Source organism: Bradyrhizobium sp. SZCCHNS1050, assembly GCF_032484785.1.
In the GTDB taxonomy this organism is placed as follows: Bacteria; Pseudomonadota; Alphaproteobacteria; order Rhizobiales; family Xanthobacteraceae; genus Bradyrhizobium.
The window spans coordinates 137,914-152,920 of the sequence record NZ_JAUETR010000003.1; the positions used below are offsets into that span (position 1 = coordinate 137,914).

A 15,007-nucleotide genomic window follows, 5' to 3' on the forward strand; every position below is an offset into this window, starting at 1 on the left:
GCTATGGACCGGTGATACTGGTCAGAGCTGGCCGGGCACCCAGCTCAGCGCGAGGGCTTGGCCTTGCGCGATCTGGCTGGCCGACATTTTGGATGCGACGGCGTTGCGAAGCCGCAGGAAGTAGCTGCGCTGGGTCGACTTGGCATGTCCGGCAGCAAGGTTCAGCCATTTGTAGGCGAGCACGACGTCCTGTGGAACGCCATGACCCTTGTCGTACATCAGGCCGAGCATCGCTTGGCCGAACGGATTGCCGGCTGCGGCGGCCTGACAATAGAGATCGCTCGCGACCTCGTAGGCCTGCGGGGTTCCAAAGCCGTTTTCATACATGAAGCCGAGCATCGCCTGAGCGCGTGGATCGCCGCGCAGGGCAGGCGGGGTCAGCACGCGCACGGCGCGGACGAAGTCGCCGCGCGCATAGGCGATGCGTGCGGTGCTGACCGAATCGGCGCGAACGGGCGAGGCGAGTGCTCCCAGCAGCAGGATGGCTGCGGTGCAGGCGATGGTGAGGCGCCCCATCGTCGGCCGGATCACGTGGCTGGGGTCAACGGGTGGTGCGGACACGCAAATCATCCGTGATGCTCGCTCCGACTGATCCGCGGAGCTTGGAACGGAGTTCTTCTGCCACCTGATGCGCATCGCTGCCGTCGCGAATGATCTGCGGCCGGATGAAGATGATGAGCTCGGTGCGTGTGCCCTTCTTGCCCTGATGCGAGAACGCATCGCCAAGAACCGGAATCTCGTCGAAGCCCGGAATGCCGTTGCGATTGCCGGTCTGCTGCTCGCTGATCAGGCCCGCCAGCAGCACGGTCTGGCCGTTGGCGACCGAGATGGCGCTCTTGACCTTGCGCTGCGACACCGTCGGCGTGAGACTCGTGGCGGTCTGGGCCGCGACGTTGCTGATCTCCTGCTCGACCTCGAGCCGCACATTGCCGTTGGCGGCGATGCGCGGCACGACGCGCAGGATGATGCCGGTGTTGCGATAGTCGATGGTGTTGACGACAGTATTGCTCGACGACAGTACGGTCGCGCTGCCGGTCGATACCGGCACGACGTCGCCGACCTGCAGGGTGGCGGTCTGGTTGTTGATCACGACCAGCGAGGGATTGGAGAGCACCTTGACGCTGGTGACAGTATGGAGTGCGTCGAGGATCATGTTGGGCGAGGCTTCGTGTCCGATCAGGAAGTTGAAGCCGGGCAGAGCGCGGTTGATCAAGGCCGTCGTCGCCGCGGATGTCGTCGCTGTGGCGACCGACGTGGCTTGCGTATTGGTGATCGATCCTTTGTCGGTCCCGAGGCCGAGCACCTTGCTCGAAAGATAGGCCTGCACGCCGTAGGACAGCTCGTTGGTGAGCGTCACTTCGGCAATCGTGGCGTCGATCCCGACCTGCAGCACCGGCTGGTCGAGCTGCTGCAGCGTGCTGGAGATGATGCGGTAGTTCTCGCGGTCGGCATAGATGAGCAGCGAGTTGTTCACCGTGTCCGGGGTGATCCGGACATTCGGCATGATGGCCTGGCCTCCGCCAGCACCACTGCTGCGTGGCTCCAGCCCGGTCGAGGACGGCGTACTGCTGGAGGACGATGTGCTCGAAGATGACATGCTCGAGAGACCACCGGCTTGGGACCGGCTCGTCGGATTGGCGCTCGAACCCGATGATCCCGCTGCATTTGTGTTGAAGGAGAGCCGATCGGCGACCGATGTCGTCGTGCCGTCGGACCCCGGCGCGGTCTGGCCGTCGGCGCCGTCGGTGGAGGACGAGCCGGCGCCGCCGAACATGTCGGTGAGCACCTTGGCGAGCTGGCGCGCGTCGCCGTAGCGGACCCGGTAGACGTGGACGCTGGTGCGCCCGGAGTCGGCCTGATCGAGCCGGCGGATCCAGGTTGCCGCGCTCTGCAGCAGCGCTGGCTTGCGCGTCACGACCATGATCGCGTTCAGGCGATTGACGACCTGCAGCTTGACGAGATTCTGGCTCAATCCGTTCTCACCGGAGTCCATGATCTTCTCCAGCTCCGCCATCAAAGGCTCTGGCGCCGAATTGCTGACCGGGAAGATGCCGACGGACTGGCCGCGCATCCAGTCGACGTCGAAGCTCATCACCGTTTCGATCGCGGAGCGTCGCTCGGCTCCTGTGCCCTGGATCAGAAGCAAGTTCCGGGTAGTGTCGGCGCGCACGCTGCCGGCGCGAGTCGCGAAGCTGTCCATCAGCTTGAGGATCGTCTGCGCACCGACATATTGCAGCGGCACGACGGAGACGCCGTAGCCGGGCTCGGCGCGGCCGGCCTCGCCGTCGACGCGTCCGGCGCCGATGGCGTCGCCGAGCGGGGTCAGCTTGTAGCCGCCGCCTTCGCGGACTAGCACGACGCCGGACAGGCGCAGCGCGCTCTCCAGCACGAACAGGATGTCGGATTTCGGCACCGGCCGCGCCGACACCAGGCTGACGCTGCCCTGCACGCGGGGATCGATCGAGTAGCCCGCGCCGAGGATGTCGCCGATCACGACCTTCGCAACCACTGCGATCGGCGTGTTCTCGAAATTGAGGTCATAGCCCTTGCCATCGGCCGCCGGAAGCGGCCTGACCTCGGCGACCTCCTGAACCGTGGTCCCCTGATATGTCCGCGCGCTCGCGCGCTCGACCTCGGGGCGTCCCTGGATCGATGCGACCGGTCCACTGTCGCGCGGCAGGATATCGAGCGAGCGCACCTTGTCGATGACGTCGACATCGGCCGGCGCGCTGGCCTGGGAATTGAGCGTTGCCATGTTGCAGGAGGCGAGCAGCACCGCAATCGCCAGCAGCGAGGCAGGTCTGACAACCGCAGCGGACTGGCTTCGATTGCCGATACGAAACATGGACTTACCGATCTACTCGTGTTGACCGGCCGAAACGCAGCAGCGCCTCGTTTAGACCGCGCAGCCTGCATAGCGGTCCAATATGACACTTATGTATAATTGGCGGCTGCCGCCCGACCTTTGCGCCGCATGTGTGTCGGAAATGTCGGCGCCTCCGGCATTCGTACAGCCGTCATGTTCGCGATCAATAACGTGGGTCACCAGTAGCGGCGTGCCGAGACGTTGGGCCCGGCACGGGCGCCACCCGGATCACGCCATGAGCGGTACACTGTCGACCCAATTTCATGCCTATCTTCGCGAGCGCCATCCCCAGCTGGCGGGCGAAGGCGGAGCTGCGGGCGAAACGCAGATCGCGCTCTGGGACAGGTTCGGCCTGACCGCTGACGTTTTCGCGGAGGAGGTCGCCGGCTTCACCGGACTGGAGCGCGTCGCGCTGCGCGAACTGATGGCGGCACTGCCCGCGGTGAGCGAGTTCTCCGACCGCTTCCTCCGCGAGGTGCTCGGCTATCCATACAAAGATTCTGACGGCGCCGCCGTGTTCGCGATGGCCGATCCGACCGATCAGGCGGTGCGGCGGGCCGCCGAACTGGTGCTCGGCCCGCAGACTCTCTTCAAGGTCGCCTCGCATGAGGATATCGCCGTCGTCCTCGACCAGCGGCTTGGCGATTCCGACGACGCCGAGATCTCGCCGGCACAGGAGATCCGTGACGACGACATCGAAAGTCTGCGCGATCTCGCCAGCGGCGCGCCGGTCGTCCGCGCGGTGAACGATCTGATCGAGAAGGCGGTGGAGATGCGCGCCAGCGACATCCACATCGAGCCGTTCTCGACCGGCCTCGTGGTCAGGCTGCGTGTCGACGGCCTGTTGCGTCCGATCGCGGCGCCCTCAGGCGTGCTGCCGCAGGCAGTGATCTCGCGCATCAAGATCGTCGCCGGTCTGAACATCGCCGAGCGGCGCCTGCCGCAGGACGGCGCGGCGCGCATTCGCGCCGGCCGGGCCGAGATCGACGTCCGCGTCGCGGTCATGCCGACCCAGCACGGGGAATCGGCGGTGCTGCGCATCCTGCCGAAGGATCGCTCGCAGCTGGTTGCGAGCCGCCTCGGCCTCGCGACCCGCGACGACGCTGCACTCCGGCGCCTGATCACGCTGCCGCACGGCATGATCGTGATCACGGGGCCCACCGGCAGCGGCAAGACCACGACCCTGGCGACGATCCTGTCCATGCTCAACACGCCGGAGCGCAAGATCCTCACTGTCGAGGATCCGGTGGAATATGAGATCCCCGGCATCAATCAGTCACAGATCAAGCCGGCGATCGGGCTGACATTTGCGAGCGCGCTGCGCTCCTTCGTGCGTCAGGATCCCGACGTCATCATGGTCGGCGAAATCCGAGACAGCGAGACGGCGCATGTCGCCGTCCATGCTGCGCTGACCGGCCATCTGGTGCTGACGACGCTGCACACGGAAACCGCCGCGGCGGCGGTGCCGCGCCTGCTCGACCTCGGCGTCGAAGGCTTCTTGTTGCGGTCGACCCTGCGCGCGGTGATCGCGCAGCGGTTGGTGCGCCAGCTCTGCGATCACTGCAAGACGCCGAAGCCGCTCGATGACGAGGCGTGTCGCGATGACCCGCGCTTCGGTCATCTCGGCCTCGTCCCCGGCGACATCACCTGGCACCCGAGGGGATGCGAGCGATGCGGCCAGAGCGGCTATCGCGGCCGGGTCGGCGTATTCGAGCTGCTCGAGCTGACAAGCAGCCTGCGCGAGCTGATCGCTGACAGTGCCGACGGCCTCGCGATCGATCGGCTGGCGATCCGGGAAGGCATGACGACCATGCTCGATGACGGTGTCGCCAAGTGCCGTGCGGGTGTCACGTCGGCCTCCGAGCTGCTTCGTGTCCTCGTGGCGCGGTGAGGTGGATCGTGCCGAGCTACCGCTATCGCGCCCTGACGCAGTCCGGTGAGATCGTCGTCGGCTCCCTCGTCGCGCCGTCGCGCGGCGAGGTCGAGCGGCGCATCTCCTATCTGCAACTGCTGCCGATCGAAACCGTGGAGGAGAAGGAGCGGACGGGGGCTGCGTCCGGGCTCTCGTTCGGCGCTCCGTCCGCGGCTGAAGTGACCACGTTCACGCGCGACCTGGCCCTGCTGCTCAAGGCCGGCGCGCGGCTCGACGACGCGCTCGACCTGCTGTCCGGCGACTCCGACGTCGGCCGCCTCCGTCCCGTGGTGGCGCGGCTGCGCGCGGCGATCATGGCCGGCGAAAGCTTCGCGGACGCGGCGGCTGCCCAGCCGCGGCTGTTCTCGCCGATGTATGTCGCGCTGATGCGCGTCGGCGAAGCGTCGGGAACGCTCGACCACGTGCTGACTGCGCTGGCCGGCGAACGCGAGCGTTCCGAGGCGACGCGACGCAAACTGACCGACGCGATGCAATACCCCGCCTTCGTCTTCCTCGCGGCGATCGGCGTGATGCTGTTCTTTCTCGTGGCCGTGCTGCCGAACTTCTCTGCCGTGCTGCGCGACTTCGGCGGCCGTGCCGATACCGCGCTCGGCTTCTTCATGACGATGTCGGATCTGCTGCGCGCCAATGCAGTTGCGATCACGCTCGGCTGTGCGGCGCTGCTTGCGGCAGGCTGGTGGCTGTTGCGTCAGCCCGCGGTTCGCGCCGGCCTGACCAGTGTGCTGGCGGTGACGCCCGGCATCGGCAGCCTCCTGCTGTTCTATCGGACCAGCCTGTTCTGTCGCAATCTCGGCCTGCTGCTCGGCTGCGGCGTCAATCTGAGCGCGGCCCTGCGCATCCTCGTTGACGTGATGGCGGTGACGTCGTCGCGCGCGCCATGGTCGGCGGCGGCGGATCGCGTCCGTCACGGTGGCAAGCTGTCCCAGGCGCTGTCGGCCGACAACATGCTGCCGCCGATGGCGCTGCGCATGCTGCGGCTCGGCGAGGAGACCGGCCAGTTGCCGACGCTGTCGACCCGGATCGCCGAATTCTACGAAGCCAAGCTGCAGCGGGGACTCGACCGTGTCGTCGGCATCGTCGGTCCCGCCGCCATTCTGCTGATCAGCGTGGTCGTCGGTGGCCTGATCGTCTCGATCATGACGGCCCTGCTTTCGGTGACGCAACTGGTCGGCTGACCGACATCAAGGAGAACGATATGAGATCAGATACGCAGATCGAGCCGGCCACGAGGGCCGGGCGCGAGCAGGAGCGCGGCTTCACGCTGGTCGAGATGCTGGTCGTGATCACGATCATCGGACTGATCATGGGGCTGATCGGTCCGCGCGTTCTGAACTATCTCAGTGAATCCAAGACCAAGGCGGCGCGGATCCAACTGCAGAGCTTCTCGGCGGCGCTCGATCTGTTCTATCTCGATGCCGGCCGCTACCCCTCGACCTCGGAAGGTCTCGGTGCGCTGGCGCAACGGCCGGCCGGACTGAGCGCCTGGAACGGCCCCTATCTCAAGGGCGGTGCCGTGCCGAAGGATCCGTGGAATACGGCCTATGTCTACCGCGCGCCGGGCGACCACGGCCCGTATGACATCCTGTCCTACGGTGCCGATGGCCAGGAGGGCGGCAGCGGAACGGCGGCGGACATCGTCCTGGGAACGCCGACGCAGACGAGCGCGCGCAGTGAGTGACGACGGCCAGCGCGGCTTCACGCTGCTCGAGATGGTCTGCGTGCTCGCGATCGTCGCGCTGCTGGCGTCCGTCGCGCTGCCTTATCTGCCGCGACAGACGTCGCGACCGCGGCTGCAGGCCTATGCGCTGCAGGCGGCGACGCTGTTGAAGTCGGATCGTGCCTCGTCGATGCGGACAGGTACGCGCGTCGACACTGAGATCGACACGTCGCGCCGCTTGATCCGCTCCGGTAGCGGCGCGGCTGCGTTGAAGCTGCCCGACGACGTCGCGTTCCTGGCGACGTTGCCGCGCAGCTGCCAGCATCGGCCGGTGCTGGCGACGATCAGCTTCTTTCCTGATGGCCTGTCCTGCGGCGGCGCGATTACCTTGTCGCGCGCCGATCTGAGCCTGGAGATCAGGGTGAACTGGCTGACGGGGAGGATCGACATTGTCTCGCGCGCGCTTGCCAATGGTTGATATAGGCGACCGGAGTGACGCAGGCTTCACGCTGATCGAGGTGCTCGTCGCGCTTGCCATCGTCAGCGTGTCGATCATCGCCATCGGCGCCGTGGTGTCGCGCAACGCGGCCAGTGTTCGCAAGCTCGAACAGCATGTCACCCTGGTCACCGACATGAGGCTGGCATTGGCAACGGTGCTGGCTGATCGCAGCCGGCTGCAGCCGGGCAGGATCGATCAGCGCTCCGGCTCTGGGGCGGTGGTGCTGCAAGTCAGGCCGCTCGGTGGTGATTGGAATGAGCCGGCCGGGCAGACCGGGTGGATTCCGGAGGCAGTGACCTTGCGTGTGAAGACCGGCTCGGGCGCGGTCGCCGATGTGCAGACGGTTCGCCTCGCGCGAGGAGCGCGCTGATGCGCGTCCCACCCGATCGACCGAAACAGCAGGGCTTTGCGCTGATCGAGGCGCTGGGCGCGCTCGCGATTGCCGGAATCGTGTTGTCGGCGCTGGCTGCGGTGACGTCGCAATGGCTGCCGGCATGGAAGCGCGGACTGGATCGCGTGCAGCGCGCCGAGATGGTGGCCGCCGCGCTGCGGCGGGTCGGCGATGATTTCGCTGCCGTGCAGTTTGTTTCGGCCAATCGCGAGCAGAAGGGACCGCTGTTCGTGGGCGACGAGGTCTCGGCGATGTTCGTGCGCGCCGAGTTTGGTCCGAATGCGGGACATGGCCTCGATATCGTGCGCATCGGCGAGGAAGGGGGCAGGGGCGAGCGCGCTCTGCGGCGATCGCGTGCCGCGTTCGAGCCCGTGTCGGTCGGCCAGCCCGTGACCGAGCATTTCAAATTCGTCGATCCCGTGGTGCTGCTGTCGGCGCCGTTCCGGATGTCGTTCGCCTATGCCGACAGGACGATGGCCTGGACGACGGAATGGCGCGATGCGACCAAGCTGCCGTCCGCCGTCCGCATGACGATCTACGACGACAGCCGTGGCGGCGCGGCCGTACTCGTCAGCGCAGTCCGTATTCAGGTCGATGCGCCGGGGGGCGGTTTTGCCGATACGGGAGCGGGCGGCACCGCGAACCAGCCAGCCGTGGCCGAGCCGGCCCAACCGAACAAGAGCGAGCCGGTCGACTGATGCCCGTTCGCTTCTTCAGCAATGGCTCTGCCGACCGGCGCGGCGCGCAGGATGGCTTCATCCTGATCGCGGCGCTGTGGATGCTCGCGGCGCTGGCGGCCCTCGTCGTGGTCGTCTCGCAGCAGCTGGGCAGCTCGGCGCGGTTGCTGCGGCTCGAAGACGAGGCGGTCGAGGCCGATGCGCTGATCTCGGCGGCCATCGAACTGTCGGCCTATCGCCTGCTGCTGTCCAAGGATGAGGAGCGGCCGCGGCAGGGCGGTTTCCGCCTGGCCCTTGCAGGCAACGACATCGCAGTCTCGTTCGTCAACGAAGCGGCGCGGATCGATCTCAACACGGCCTCGAAGGACATGCTCGAAAACCTCTTCGTCACGCTGGGCGTCGACCGGGATGCTGCCAAGGATCATGCTGAGCGGGTGGTCGCGTGGCGCTCCAAGCCGTCCGATGCAGCCAGGGCCCAGGCGGAGGAGGCGCGCTATGCGGTGGCCGGTCTCAAGCGTGTCCCGCGCCTGGCGCCGTTCGCACATGTCGGCGAGCTGTCGCTCGTCCTCGGCATTCCCGCATCGCTCGTCGATCGGGTCCTTCCGCTGGTGACCGTCTTCAACGGCTCTCCCGGAATCGATCCGACGATCGCTGCGCCGGAGGTCGTTGCAGCGTTGCCGGGAATGACGCCGCTGATCTTGAAGGATTTCCTCAACGCAAGGGCGTCGCTGTCACAGGATGCCGATACGCTGGCCAAGACGCTCGGTCCTGTTGCGAAGGATGCCGCCAAGGGCAAGAGCAAGGCCTATCGGCTGCGCATCGTCGTCAGTCCGGCGGGCGGGCTTCGTCATGCGGCGACGGCGGTGATCGTTCCCGGCGAAGGCGAGGAGCCTTATCGGGTGCTGGCGCGCCAGGACGAGGGGCCGCAACCGAGGGGAGCGCTTCAGGCGCGGGGAATGCCATGAAGCTGACCGAAGCGATCGAGCGCGGACTGACGGCGTGGACGGCCAGCGTCGCGACAGCGATCGAAGCCGTGGCCGATCGGCAGCTCAGACGTCCGCAGGTCCTGGTCCGCCATGACCGAACAGACAGCGTCGTCTTGACGATTCAGGCGCGACCGAAGGCGAAGCCGATGCCGGCGCCGGCAAGGGTGAATCCGGCGGCCGGCGCTGCGCAGGCCGGGCTCTCGCCGGAGTGGCTGCGAACGTTGCGCGGCGCCGCGCTGGAAATCCATCTGGCCGCCGAGAGCGTCCTGGTCCGCCCGCTCGACTTTCCGAAGCAGGCCGAGCCGTTTCTCGACGGCATGATCCGGACGCAGATCGGCAGGTTGACGCCGTGGAATCTCGATCAGGTCCTCTACGGTTGCAGCGCCCCGCGCGCAGTCGGGGATCGGATCGCGCTGACGCTCGCGGCGACGCCGCGCGCTCTGGTCCAGCCCTTGCTTGCCTTGGCCGATCAGGTCGGCGCCGCCAGGCTCGTCATCACCGCCGATGTCGACTCAGCCGATGGCGGCCAGATCCAGATCTTCAAGACGTCGCTGCGCTCGTCGCTTGCCGGCGGGCGCGATCTCGGGCGCGTGCTCAAGCTCGGCTGGCTGTCGGTTGCTGCGACCACGGCCGTGCTGCTGATCGCGACGACATTGATCGGCGGATATCTCGATGGCGAGCTCGAAGATGCGCAGGCGCAGGTCACGCGGCTGCGCGCGGCGCTGCGGCCCGCGATGGGCGCCACCGCCGCCGACGGGCTGCTCGCCAAGCGCAAGCAGACCAGTCCCGCCAGCGTCATCGTGCTCGACACGCTGTCGAAGATCCTGCCCGACGGGACGTATGTCGTCGAGATGCATGTCGAGAACGATCGGCTGCAGATCTCCGGCCTGACCCAGGACGCCCCCGCGCTGATCCGGCTGATCGAGCAGTCGCCGCAGTTCAGCCGCGCCACCTTCTATGCGCCGACGACGCGCACCGCGGGGGAAGCGGGCGAGCGTTTCCATATCGAGGCGCGCATCAACGCCTATTTCGGGGACCGGGCATGAACTGGTCGACATCGCTGCGCCGGATCTTCGTGAACTCGCCGGCCGCTTCTGCGATCCTCTATGCGGTGACCATCGTCGCACTGCTCTGGCTTGGTGCTGCAGCGGTCGCCGATCTCGTCGCCAAGCACGACCAGCTCAATGACACCAATGCGCAGCTGGCGCAGTTCTCCGGACGCAAACGGCCGGCCGGCAGTTCCTCCCCAGGCCACGCGACGGCTCCGGGCGGATCGGTGTTCGTCGAGGGACGAACGGTCACCATCGCGGGCGCGGCGCTGGTGCAGCGCCTCACGGAGGCGATCAGCAAGGCCGGCGGCAGCGTGCTGTCGACCCAGGTCGAGCTACCGGCGGCGCGCGGCAACGAGAACCTGATCAGCGTCGTCGCCAGCTGCGAGCTCGAACAGCCGGCGCTGCAGCAGTTGCTCTATGATCTCGAAGCGGGATTGCCGTTTCTCTTCGTCGATCAGCTGCACGTGCAGCAACCGCTGGCGGCCGCGGCCGGCGGTGTGGGGCGGCTGACGGTGCTGGTCACCGTGTCGGGCCAATGGCAGGGAAAAATGTGATGCGATCGTTCGTCGGTTCAGGTCTCGTCACCGTTGCTACCGTATGCGTGCTTGCAGCTTCGCTCGGCCGTGCCTGGGGTGAGACGGCGGATGGTCTCGAGCCCGCTGCGCCCGCGCAGGCCGCGCCCGGCGCCTCCGACCCGCCGGCCGTTTCCGAGGCGCCCAGCGCGCAAGTCCCGGGGCGCAGGAGTGCCAACCCGCTGTGGGATGTTCCGATCAGTGCTCTCTCGGCGACGCGCGACCGTCCGATCTTCTCGGCCTCGCGCCGGCCGCCACCGGTTGCCGCACCCGTCATGGTCATGCGAGCGCCGCCGCCTCCGCCGCAGCAAGAGCCGGAACGACCAAACCTGCAGCTCGTCGGCACGGTGATCGGCGACGAGGAGAGCTTCGGCATCTTCGTCGATGCCTCGTCGCAGGCGTCGCTGCGCTTGCGGGTCGGCGCCTCGCATGAGGGATGGGTGCTGCAGTCGCTGCGACCGCGTGAGGCCTCGCTGCTGAAGGCGCCGGAGACCGTCACGCTGCAAATGCCGCAGCTCGGCACAGCCGGCAGCGGCGACGTGCAGGCGGGACCGATGACCCCGCCTGCGCCGCCGGGCGGACGCGAGCGGATGGCGCGGCGGGCGCGTTGAGGTCACGGCTTACCGCATTCAGAAGGTCACGAGCAATTCGCTCCCGGTGGCCTGCAGAGCGAGTACGGCAAGCAGGCCGAGGACGAGGAACGGGCCGAACGGCAGCGCCGTTTGGCCTGTCAGCCGGCGGCCCATGATGAAGAGGACGAGCGCTGCGGCGAGTGCCGTCGTCGCGGCGATGAGCAGCAGGATCGGCATATTTGGCAGGCCGGCCCAAAGCGTCGCAGCCATCAGAAACTTGACGTCGCCGAGGCCCAATCCTTGGCGGCCGCGGGCCATTGCGTAGAGCAGCCGCAGCAGCAGCAGCGCCGAGCCGAGGGCGAGGGCTGCGGCGCAATTCCACAGTGCCTCGGGGAGATCGACAAGCGTCGCCAGTCTTGCGAAGCCGCTGGCGGCGACCAGCGCATTCATCCAGTCCGGCAGCAGCCCGCTGCGCAGATCTGTCCAGATCAGTCCGGCGCAGGTCAGCAGCAGCACGATGATCGTAACGATGTTGATGGCGTCGGTCACGCAGCCCTGGAATTTGCGGGGTCGGATCGCCCGAGCATAGGCCAGCTCAGGCTGCGAGCGATAGTCCCGCCATCATCATGCCGATTGCGGCGACCCAGCCACCGACTGCGCGCACCGCGATCCCGCGCCAGCTCGACACCGGCTCGGTCTCAGGACGCCTGAAGGTGACCGCCAGCGCCATCACGAGGGTGATGGTGACGTAGCCCGCACTGGCGAGACCGGCGGCGTAGAGGAGGCGGTCGGTCTGCGGCACGAACTCGCCGGCATTGGCGGCGCCGCGCATCACGCCGAGCACGAATGCAATCATGCTCAGCACGACCACGGGAATGCGCAAGGCCGCCGCCAGCAGCAGCCCGAGAATCAGAATGGTCGCGGCATCGCCGAGTGGAGACACCGCCGTTGCGCCAGAGCCGGCGGCGAGTGCAAGCCCCGTGCACAAGCCGAGCGGGAACACCACGACGAGCCAGCGTCCGCTCGCCGTACCGAGCGAGCCGGCCAGCAACCCGAGGGCGACCCAGACCACGACGTCCTGCAGCGCGAGCAGCGGGTGCAGGGCGCCGGCGTAGAAGTCGCCGAGCCGGGCCGACACGATATGGGCATCAGCGAGCTGCGCTTGCGTCAGCAGCAGCGCCGATGCGAGCAGGGCGGTCCGGCGGTACGTGCTCATGCCGCGACTCCGAGGCTCGCGACCAGGAAGTAGCCGCCGAGCGCGGCGATGGCTGCTCCGACGCCTTGGATGATGCGCTCGCCGCCGGGCCAGCGCGCGAGCGCGCCGATGGTGATGCCGCAGGCGTGGAGAAGACCGGTCGCGACCACGAAGCCGCAGCCATAGGCCAGGGGATTTGCCGCCGTCGGAAGCTCGACGCCGTGCGCGTGGCCGTGAAAGATGGCGAAGATCGCAACGATGATGGCCGCAACTGCAAACGGGACACGGATGCGGATCGCGACCGCGAGCCCGAGCACCAGCGCCGACAGCGCGATGATGAGCTCCGGGACGGGCAATCCGACCTTCAGGATTCCCAGGACGGCCCCGAACGCCATCACCAGCGGGAAGACGACCGGCAGGATCCAGATCGCCGCGCCGCCGAGCTGCGCGCCCCAGATGCCGACTGCAACCATCGCGATCAGATGATCCAGCCCCGTCAAGGGATGCAGCAGGCCGCCGGCGAGCCCGCCGCCGACGCCCGTCTGCTCGTGGGCAAGGCTCGGATTCGATGTCAGCAGCGAGAGCAGCGCCGCACCCAACACGGTGTGCAGGAGTTTGCGCGCGATCATGTTCGTCCCATTCGTCATCATGCGGCCGCCAGAACCCGCACCAGGCGGCCCAGGAACCAGAACATCGATACCGAGCCGATTGCATAGGCCGGCAGCTCGGCGCCCCAGCGCGGCAGCGCCGCGCCGAGGCGGCGATGTGCCCAGATCAGCGCCAGCACCAGCAGCACGAACAGGATCTGTCCGATCTCGACGCCGACATTGAAGAAGAGCAATGCCGCAGGCAGGATCCGTCGTTCGAGCCCGAGGCCTGCGAGCGCACTGGCGAAGCCGATGCCGTGCACCAGACCGAAGCTGGAAGCGACAGCCCATGGGTAGCGGGCGGTCAGCCCGGTCTCGCCGCGCTGCTGTTTGACGATCTCGACGCCGACAAACACGATGCTGAGCGCGATGCAGGCGTTGAGCGGCCCTTCGGCGACGCCGATCCATCCGAACGCTGTTGCGGCCAGCGAGGCGCTATGGCCGATCGTGAAAGCCGTGATCGTCTTGAGCAGGCGCCAGCCGCCCTGGACGATCCAGATCAGCCCGAGCACGAACAGCAGGTGATCGGCGCCGAGCAGGATGTGGTCAATGCCGAGATTGACGTATGTCTTGGCGAGCTCGAGCCAGGTGTCGAGCGTCGGCGCATCGGTGCCCAGCACGGTCACGACCGGATTGGCCGCAGAGATCGTGTAGCTGCGCGTCTCTCCAGCGAGCGACGTCACGCGGATGATGGCAGCCGACATGTCCTCGCCGAGATTGGCGATCGTCATCTGCCCGACGAGGCCCTTGTCGCCGCAATTGAGCTCCGGCAGGCGCAGGTAGCAATGCGGGGGCATCTTGAGATCGATGCGGTTGACGCCATCCTTCGGCAAGGTCGTCCATCGCCCGATATACGCGCCGGGGCGCATCTCGCGAAACTCGAGCACGGCGATCGTCGCCTGATGCGCAGCCGCCGGCCGCCCGGGCAGCAGCGCTGCGAGCGCGAGCACGATGGCGATCAGGGCGCGCGCGCCGGTCACGGCTCGTACCTGATCGTGTAGTTGGCCTTGAGCCGGCTCACCGCCTCCCAGGCCCGTTTCCGTGTCTCTTCGGTGTGCCAGATCTTGGCCGCCTCGGCGCGGATGTCCTCGAGCTTCGCCGGAGCGCCCGGCTTCCGGGCGTCGAGACGAACCACGTGCCACCCGTCCTTCGACTGCAGCAAGGTCCATTCCTGGAGGGGCGCCTTGAGCAGGCCGTCGCTGAAGCCGTCGCCGAAGCCGGCGGCCAGGCTCGGCACCGGTCGGTCGAGAATCGCGCGCGTCTGATCGCGCAGCTCCTCGGATTCGCGCTGCTCGCGAATGTCGTCCAGATAGCGCCGCGCCGTCGCCTCGTCGCTGGGTGGCGTCATGAAGAAGCTGACACGCTCGGGCTCGTCGAACCGGGCATGATTGTCGGCGAACCAGGCGCGCAACTGCTCCTCGCTCGGCTGTGGCACGCGCACCTGATCGAAGATCAGATATTGCAGCTTGAACGCGACACGGTCGCGGATCATCTCGTCGCCGCGGTCGACGCCGAGCGTCTTGCCTTCCCGATAGAGGATTTCGCTGGCGACCCAGGCCTCGACCATCTTCTGCAGCTCGGCCTCGCTCGGGGTCCGCTGCTTGTCCTCGTCGAACGTGTCGATGAAGGACTGGCGCAGGGCCTTGGTCACGGTGATGACCTTCTCGTCCTTCGCCGGCGGGTGGATGATGGCATCGGCCGCGAAGATCAGGCCACCGAGAACGAGGAAGTGCAGGAGTGGCTCCCTGCTGAGCCCGCGCAGGGCGGTCACGGATGATGATCGCGCAGGGGAAGAGCTGTTGCCATCTTGCTGATTGGAGCGTGCAGAGGCGCTCTCGAAGGTCTGCGCCGCATTCGACATGGCAGGGGCTGACATACGTTCTTTACAACTCGGACCGCGCTCGTTGCGCGGCGCGTATATGCAACGGCACACTTGCCGTTGTCACCGGGCAAACGTCAG

17 protein-coding genes are annotated in these 15,007 nt (G+C 67.2%); 10 read left to right on the top strand and 7 right to left on the bottom strand.

All coding sequences use genetic code 11. The features are described from left to right. Positions 1-21: 21 nt before the first annotated feature. Together QX094_RS32505 and gspD are read right to left on the bottom strand one after the other, a co-directional pair. A complete protein-coding gene (locus tag QX094_RS32505) occupies positions 22-570 on the bottom strand; it encodes a tetratricopeptide repeat protein (protein WP_315717464.1) in 549 nt (182 codons plus the stop codon). Beyond that, complete coding sequence (gspD, locus tag QX094_RS32510; protein WP_315717465.1) at positions 542-2,845, bottom strand: type II secretion system secretin GspD; 2,304 nt, start codon at positions 2,843-2,845, stop codon at positions 542-544. The genes QX094_RS32505 and gspD overlap by 29 nt, the downstream gene beginning before the upstream one ends. Before the next feature lie 256 nt (positions 2,846-3,101). Between gspD and QX094_RS32515 the strand changes: the two genes are divergently transcribed. Genes QX094_RS32515 through QX094_RS32560 form a run of 10 tightly spaced genes read left to right on the top strand, consistent with a single transcriptional unit; the run spans position 3,102 to position 11,244 of the window. After that, the gene (locus QX094_RS32515) at positions 3,102-4,757 is read left to right on the top strand and encodes a GspE/PulE family protein (RefSeq protein ID WP_316184403.1); all 1,656 of its coding nucleotides are present in this window, start codon (positions 3,102-3,104) and stop codon (positions 4,755-4,757) included. Between the two features lie 8 nt (positions 4,758-4,765). Beyond that, positions 4,766-5,974 carry a type II secretion system F family protein gene (locus QX094_RS32520; protein WP_315717467.1) on the top strand — a complete coding sequence of 403 codons (1,209 nt, stop codon included), beginning with the start codon at positions 4,766-4,768 and terminating at the stop codon, positions 5,972-5,974. Positions 5,975-5,994: 20 nt separating this feature from the next. Further along, positions 5,995-6,477: a type II secretion system major pseudopilin GspG gene (gspG, locus tag QX094_RS32525; RefSeq protein ID WP_315717468.1), complete on the top strand. Its 483-nt coding sequence runs from the start codon at positions 5,995-5,997 to the stop codon at positions 6,475-6,477. Then, a complete protein-coding gene (locus tag QX094_RS32530; protein ID WP_315717469.1) occupies positions 6,470-6,934 on the top strand; it encodes a prepilin-type N-terminal cleavage/methylation domain-containing protein in 465 nt (154 codons plus the stop codon). Before gspG ends, QX094_RS32530 begins: the two co-directional genes overlap by 8 nt. Next, positions 6,927-7,325 (top strand): type II secretion system protein J, encoded by a 399-nt coding sequence (locus QX094_RS32535; RefSeq protein ID WP_315717470.1) that lies wholly within the window; start codon positions 6,927-6,929, stop codon positions 7,323-7,325. The genes QX094_RS32530 and QX094_RS32535 overlap by 8 nt, the downstream gene beginning before the upstream one ends. Continuing rightward, a complete protein-coding gene (locus QX094_RS32540) occupies positions 7,325-8,044 on the top strand; it encodes a type II secretion system protein (protein WP_315717471.1) in 720 nt (239 codons plus the stop codon). The genes QX094_RS32535 and QX094_RS32540 overlap by 1 nt, the downstream gene beginning before the upstream one ends. After that, a complete protein-coding gene (locus tag QX094_RS32545) occupies positions 8,044-8,988 on the top strand; it encodes a type II secretion system protein GspK (RefSeq protein WP_316184401.1) in 945 nt (314 codons plus the stop codon). Before QX094_RS32540 ends, QX094_RS32545 begins: the two co-directional genes overlap by 1 nt. After that, positions 8,985-10,055, top strand: coding sequence for a PilN domain-containing protein (locus QX094_RS32550; RefSeq protein ID WP_316184399.1), 1,071 nt, complete (start codon positions 8,985-8,987; stop codon positions 10,053-10,055). The genes QX094_RS32545 and QX094_RS32550 overlap by 4 nt, the downstream gene beginning before the upstream one ends. Continuing rightward, positions 10,052-10,615: a type II secretion system protein GspM gene (gene gspM, locus QX094_RS32555; RefSeq protein ID WP_316184398.1), complete on the top strand. Its 564-nt coding sequence runs from the start codon at positions 10,052-10,054 to the stop codon at positions 10,613-10,615. The genes QX094_RS32550 and gspM overlap by 4 nt, the downstream gene beginning before the upstream one ends. After that, entirely contained in the window at positions 10,615-11,244 is a 630-nt protein-coding gene (locus QX094_RS32560) for a hypothetical protein (protein ID WP_315717475.1), read from the top strand. Before gspM ends, QX094_RS32560 begins: the two co-directional genes overlap by 1 nt. A gap of 18 nt (positions 11,245-11,262) precedes the next feature. Here the strand turns inward: QX094_RS32560 and QX094_RS32565 are convergent, their stop codons facing one another. The 5 genes from QX094_RS32565 to QX094_RS32585 are packed head-to-tail and all read right to left on the bottom strand — an operon-like array spanning position 11,263 to position 14,908. Beyond that, positions 11,263-11,754, bottom strand: a complete 492-nt coding sequence (locus QX094_RS32565; protein ID WP_316184397.1) for an A24 family peptidase — start codon at positions 11,752-11,754, stop codon at positions 11,263-11,265. Positions 11,755-11,800: 46 nt separating this feature from the next. Next, positions 11,801-12,421, bottom strand: a complete 621-nt coding sequence (locus QX094_RS32570) for a HupE/UreJ family protein (RefSeq protein ID WP_316184395.1) — start codon at positions 12,419-12,421, stop codon at positions 11,801-11,803. Continuing rightward, positions 12,418-13,029 carry a HupE/UreJ family protein gene (locus tag QX094_RS32575; RefSeq protein WP_316184393.1) on the bottom strand — a complete coding sequence of 204 codons (612 nt, stop codon included), beginning with the start codon at positions 13,027-13,029 and terminating at the stop codon, positions 12,418-12,420. Before QX094_RS32575 ends, QX094_RS32570 begins: the two co-directional genes overlap by 4 nt. Before the next feature lie 17 nt (positions 13,030-13,046). Further along, positions 13,047-14,027, bottom strand: a complete 981-nt coding sequence (locus tag QX094_RS32580; protein WP_316184391.1) for a HupE/UreJ family protein — start codon at positions 14,025-14,027, stop codon at positions 13,047-13,049. Next, positions 14,024-14,908, bottom strand: a complete 885-nt coding sequence (locus QX094_RS32585) for a peptidylprolyl isomerase (protein ID WP_315717486.1) — start codon at positions 14,906-14,908, stop codon at positions 14,024-14,026. Before QX094_RS32585 ends, QX094_RS32580 begins: the two co-directional genes overlap by 4 nt. Positions 14,909-15,007: the final 99 nt, after the last annotated feature.

What these genes read in the sequence shown, in the direction of transcription:
- QX094_RS32505 (WP_315717464.1), bottom strand. Translation starts at nt 570, where the DNA reads ATGATTTGCGTGTCCGCACCACCCGTTGACCCCAGCCACGTGATCCGG.
- gspD (WP_315717465.1), bottom strand. Translation starts at nt 2,845, where the DNA reads ATGTTTCGTATCGGCAATCGAAGCCAGTCCGCTGCGGTTGTCAGACCT.
- QX094_RS32515 (WP_316184403.1), top strand. Translation starts at nt 3,102, where the DNA reads ATGAGCGGTACACTGTCGACCCAATTTCATGCCTATCTTCGCGAGCGC.
- gspG (WP_315717468.1), top strand. Translation starts at nt 5,995, where the DNA reads ATGAGATCAGATACGCAGATCGAGCCGGCCACGAGGGCCGGGCGCGAG.
- QX094_RS32535 (WP_315717470.1), top strand. Translation starts at nt 6,927, where the DNA reads ATGGTTGATATAGGCGACCGGAGTGACGCAGGCTTCACGCTGATCGAG.
- QX094_RS32540 (WP_315717471.1), top strand. Translation starts at nt 7,325, where the DNA reads ATGCGCGTCCCACCCGATCGACCGAAACAGCAGGGCTTTGCGCTGATC.
- QX094_RS32545 (WP_316184401.1), top strand. Translation starts at nt 8,044, where the DNA reads ATGCCCGTTCGCTTCTTCAGCAATGGCTCTGCCGACCGGCGCGGCGCG.
- QX094_RS32550 (WP_316184399.1), top strand. Translation starts at nt 8,985, where the DNA reads ATGAAGCTGACCGAAGCGATCGAGCGCGGACTGACGGCGTGGACGGCC.
- gspM (WP_316184398.1), top strand. Translation starts at nt 10,052, where the DNA reads ATGAACTGGTCGACATCGCTGCGCCGGATCTTCGTGAACTCGCCGGCC.
- QX094_RS32560 (WP_315717475.1), top strand. Translation starts at nt 10,615, where the DNA reads ATGCGATCGTTCGTCGGTTCAGGTCTCGTCACCGTTGCTACCGTATGC.
- QX094_RS32570 (WP_316184395.1), bottom strand. Translation starts at nt 12,421, where the DNA reads ATGAGCACGTACCGCCGGACCGCCCTGCTCGCATCGGCGCTGCTGCTG.
- QX094_RS32575 (WP_316184393.1), bottom strand. Translation starts at nt 13,029, where the DNA reads ATGATCGCGCGCAAACTCCTGCACACCGTGTTGGGTGCGGCGCTGCTC.
- QX094_RS32585 (WP_315717486.1), bottom strand. Translation starts at nt 14,908, where the DNA reads ATGTCGAATGCGGCGCAGACCTTCGAGAGCGCCTCTGCACGCTCCAAT.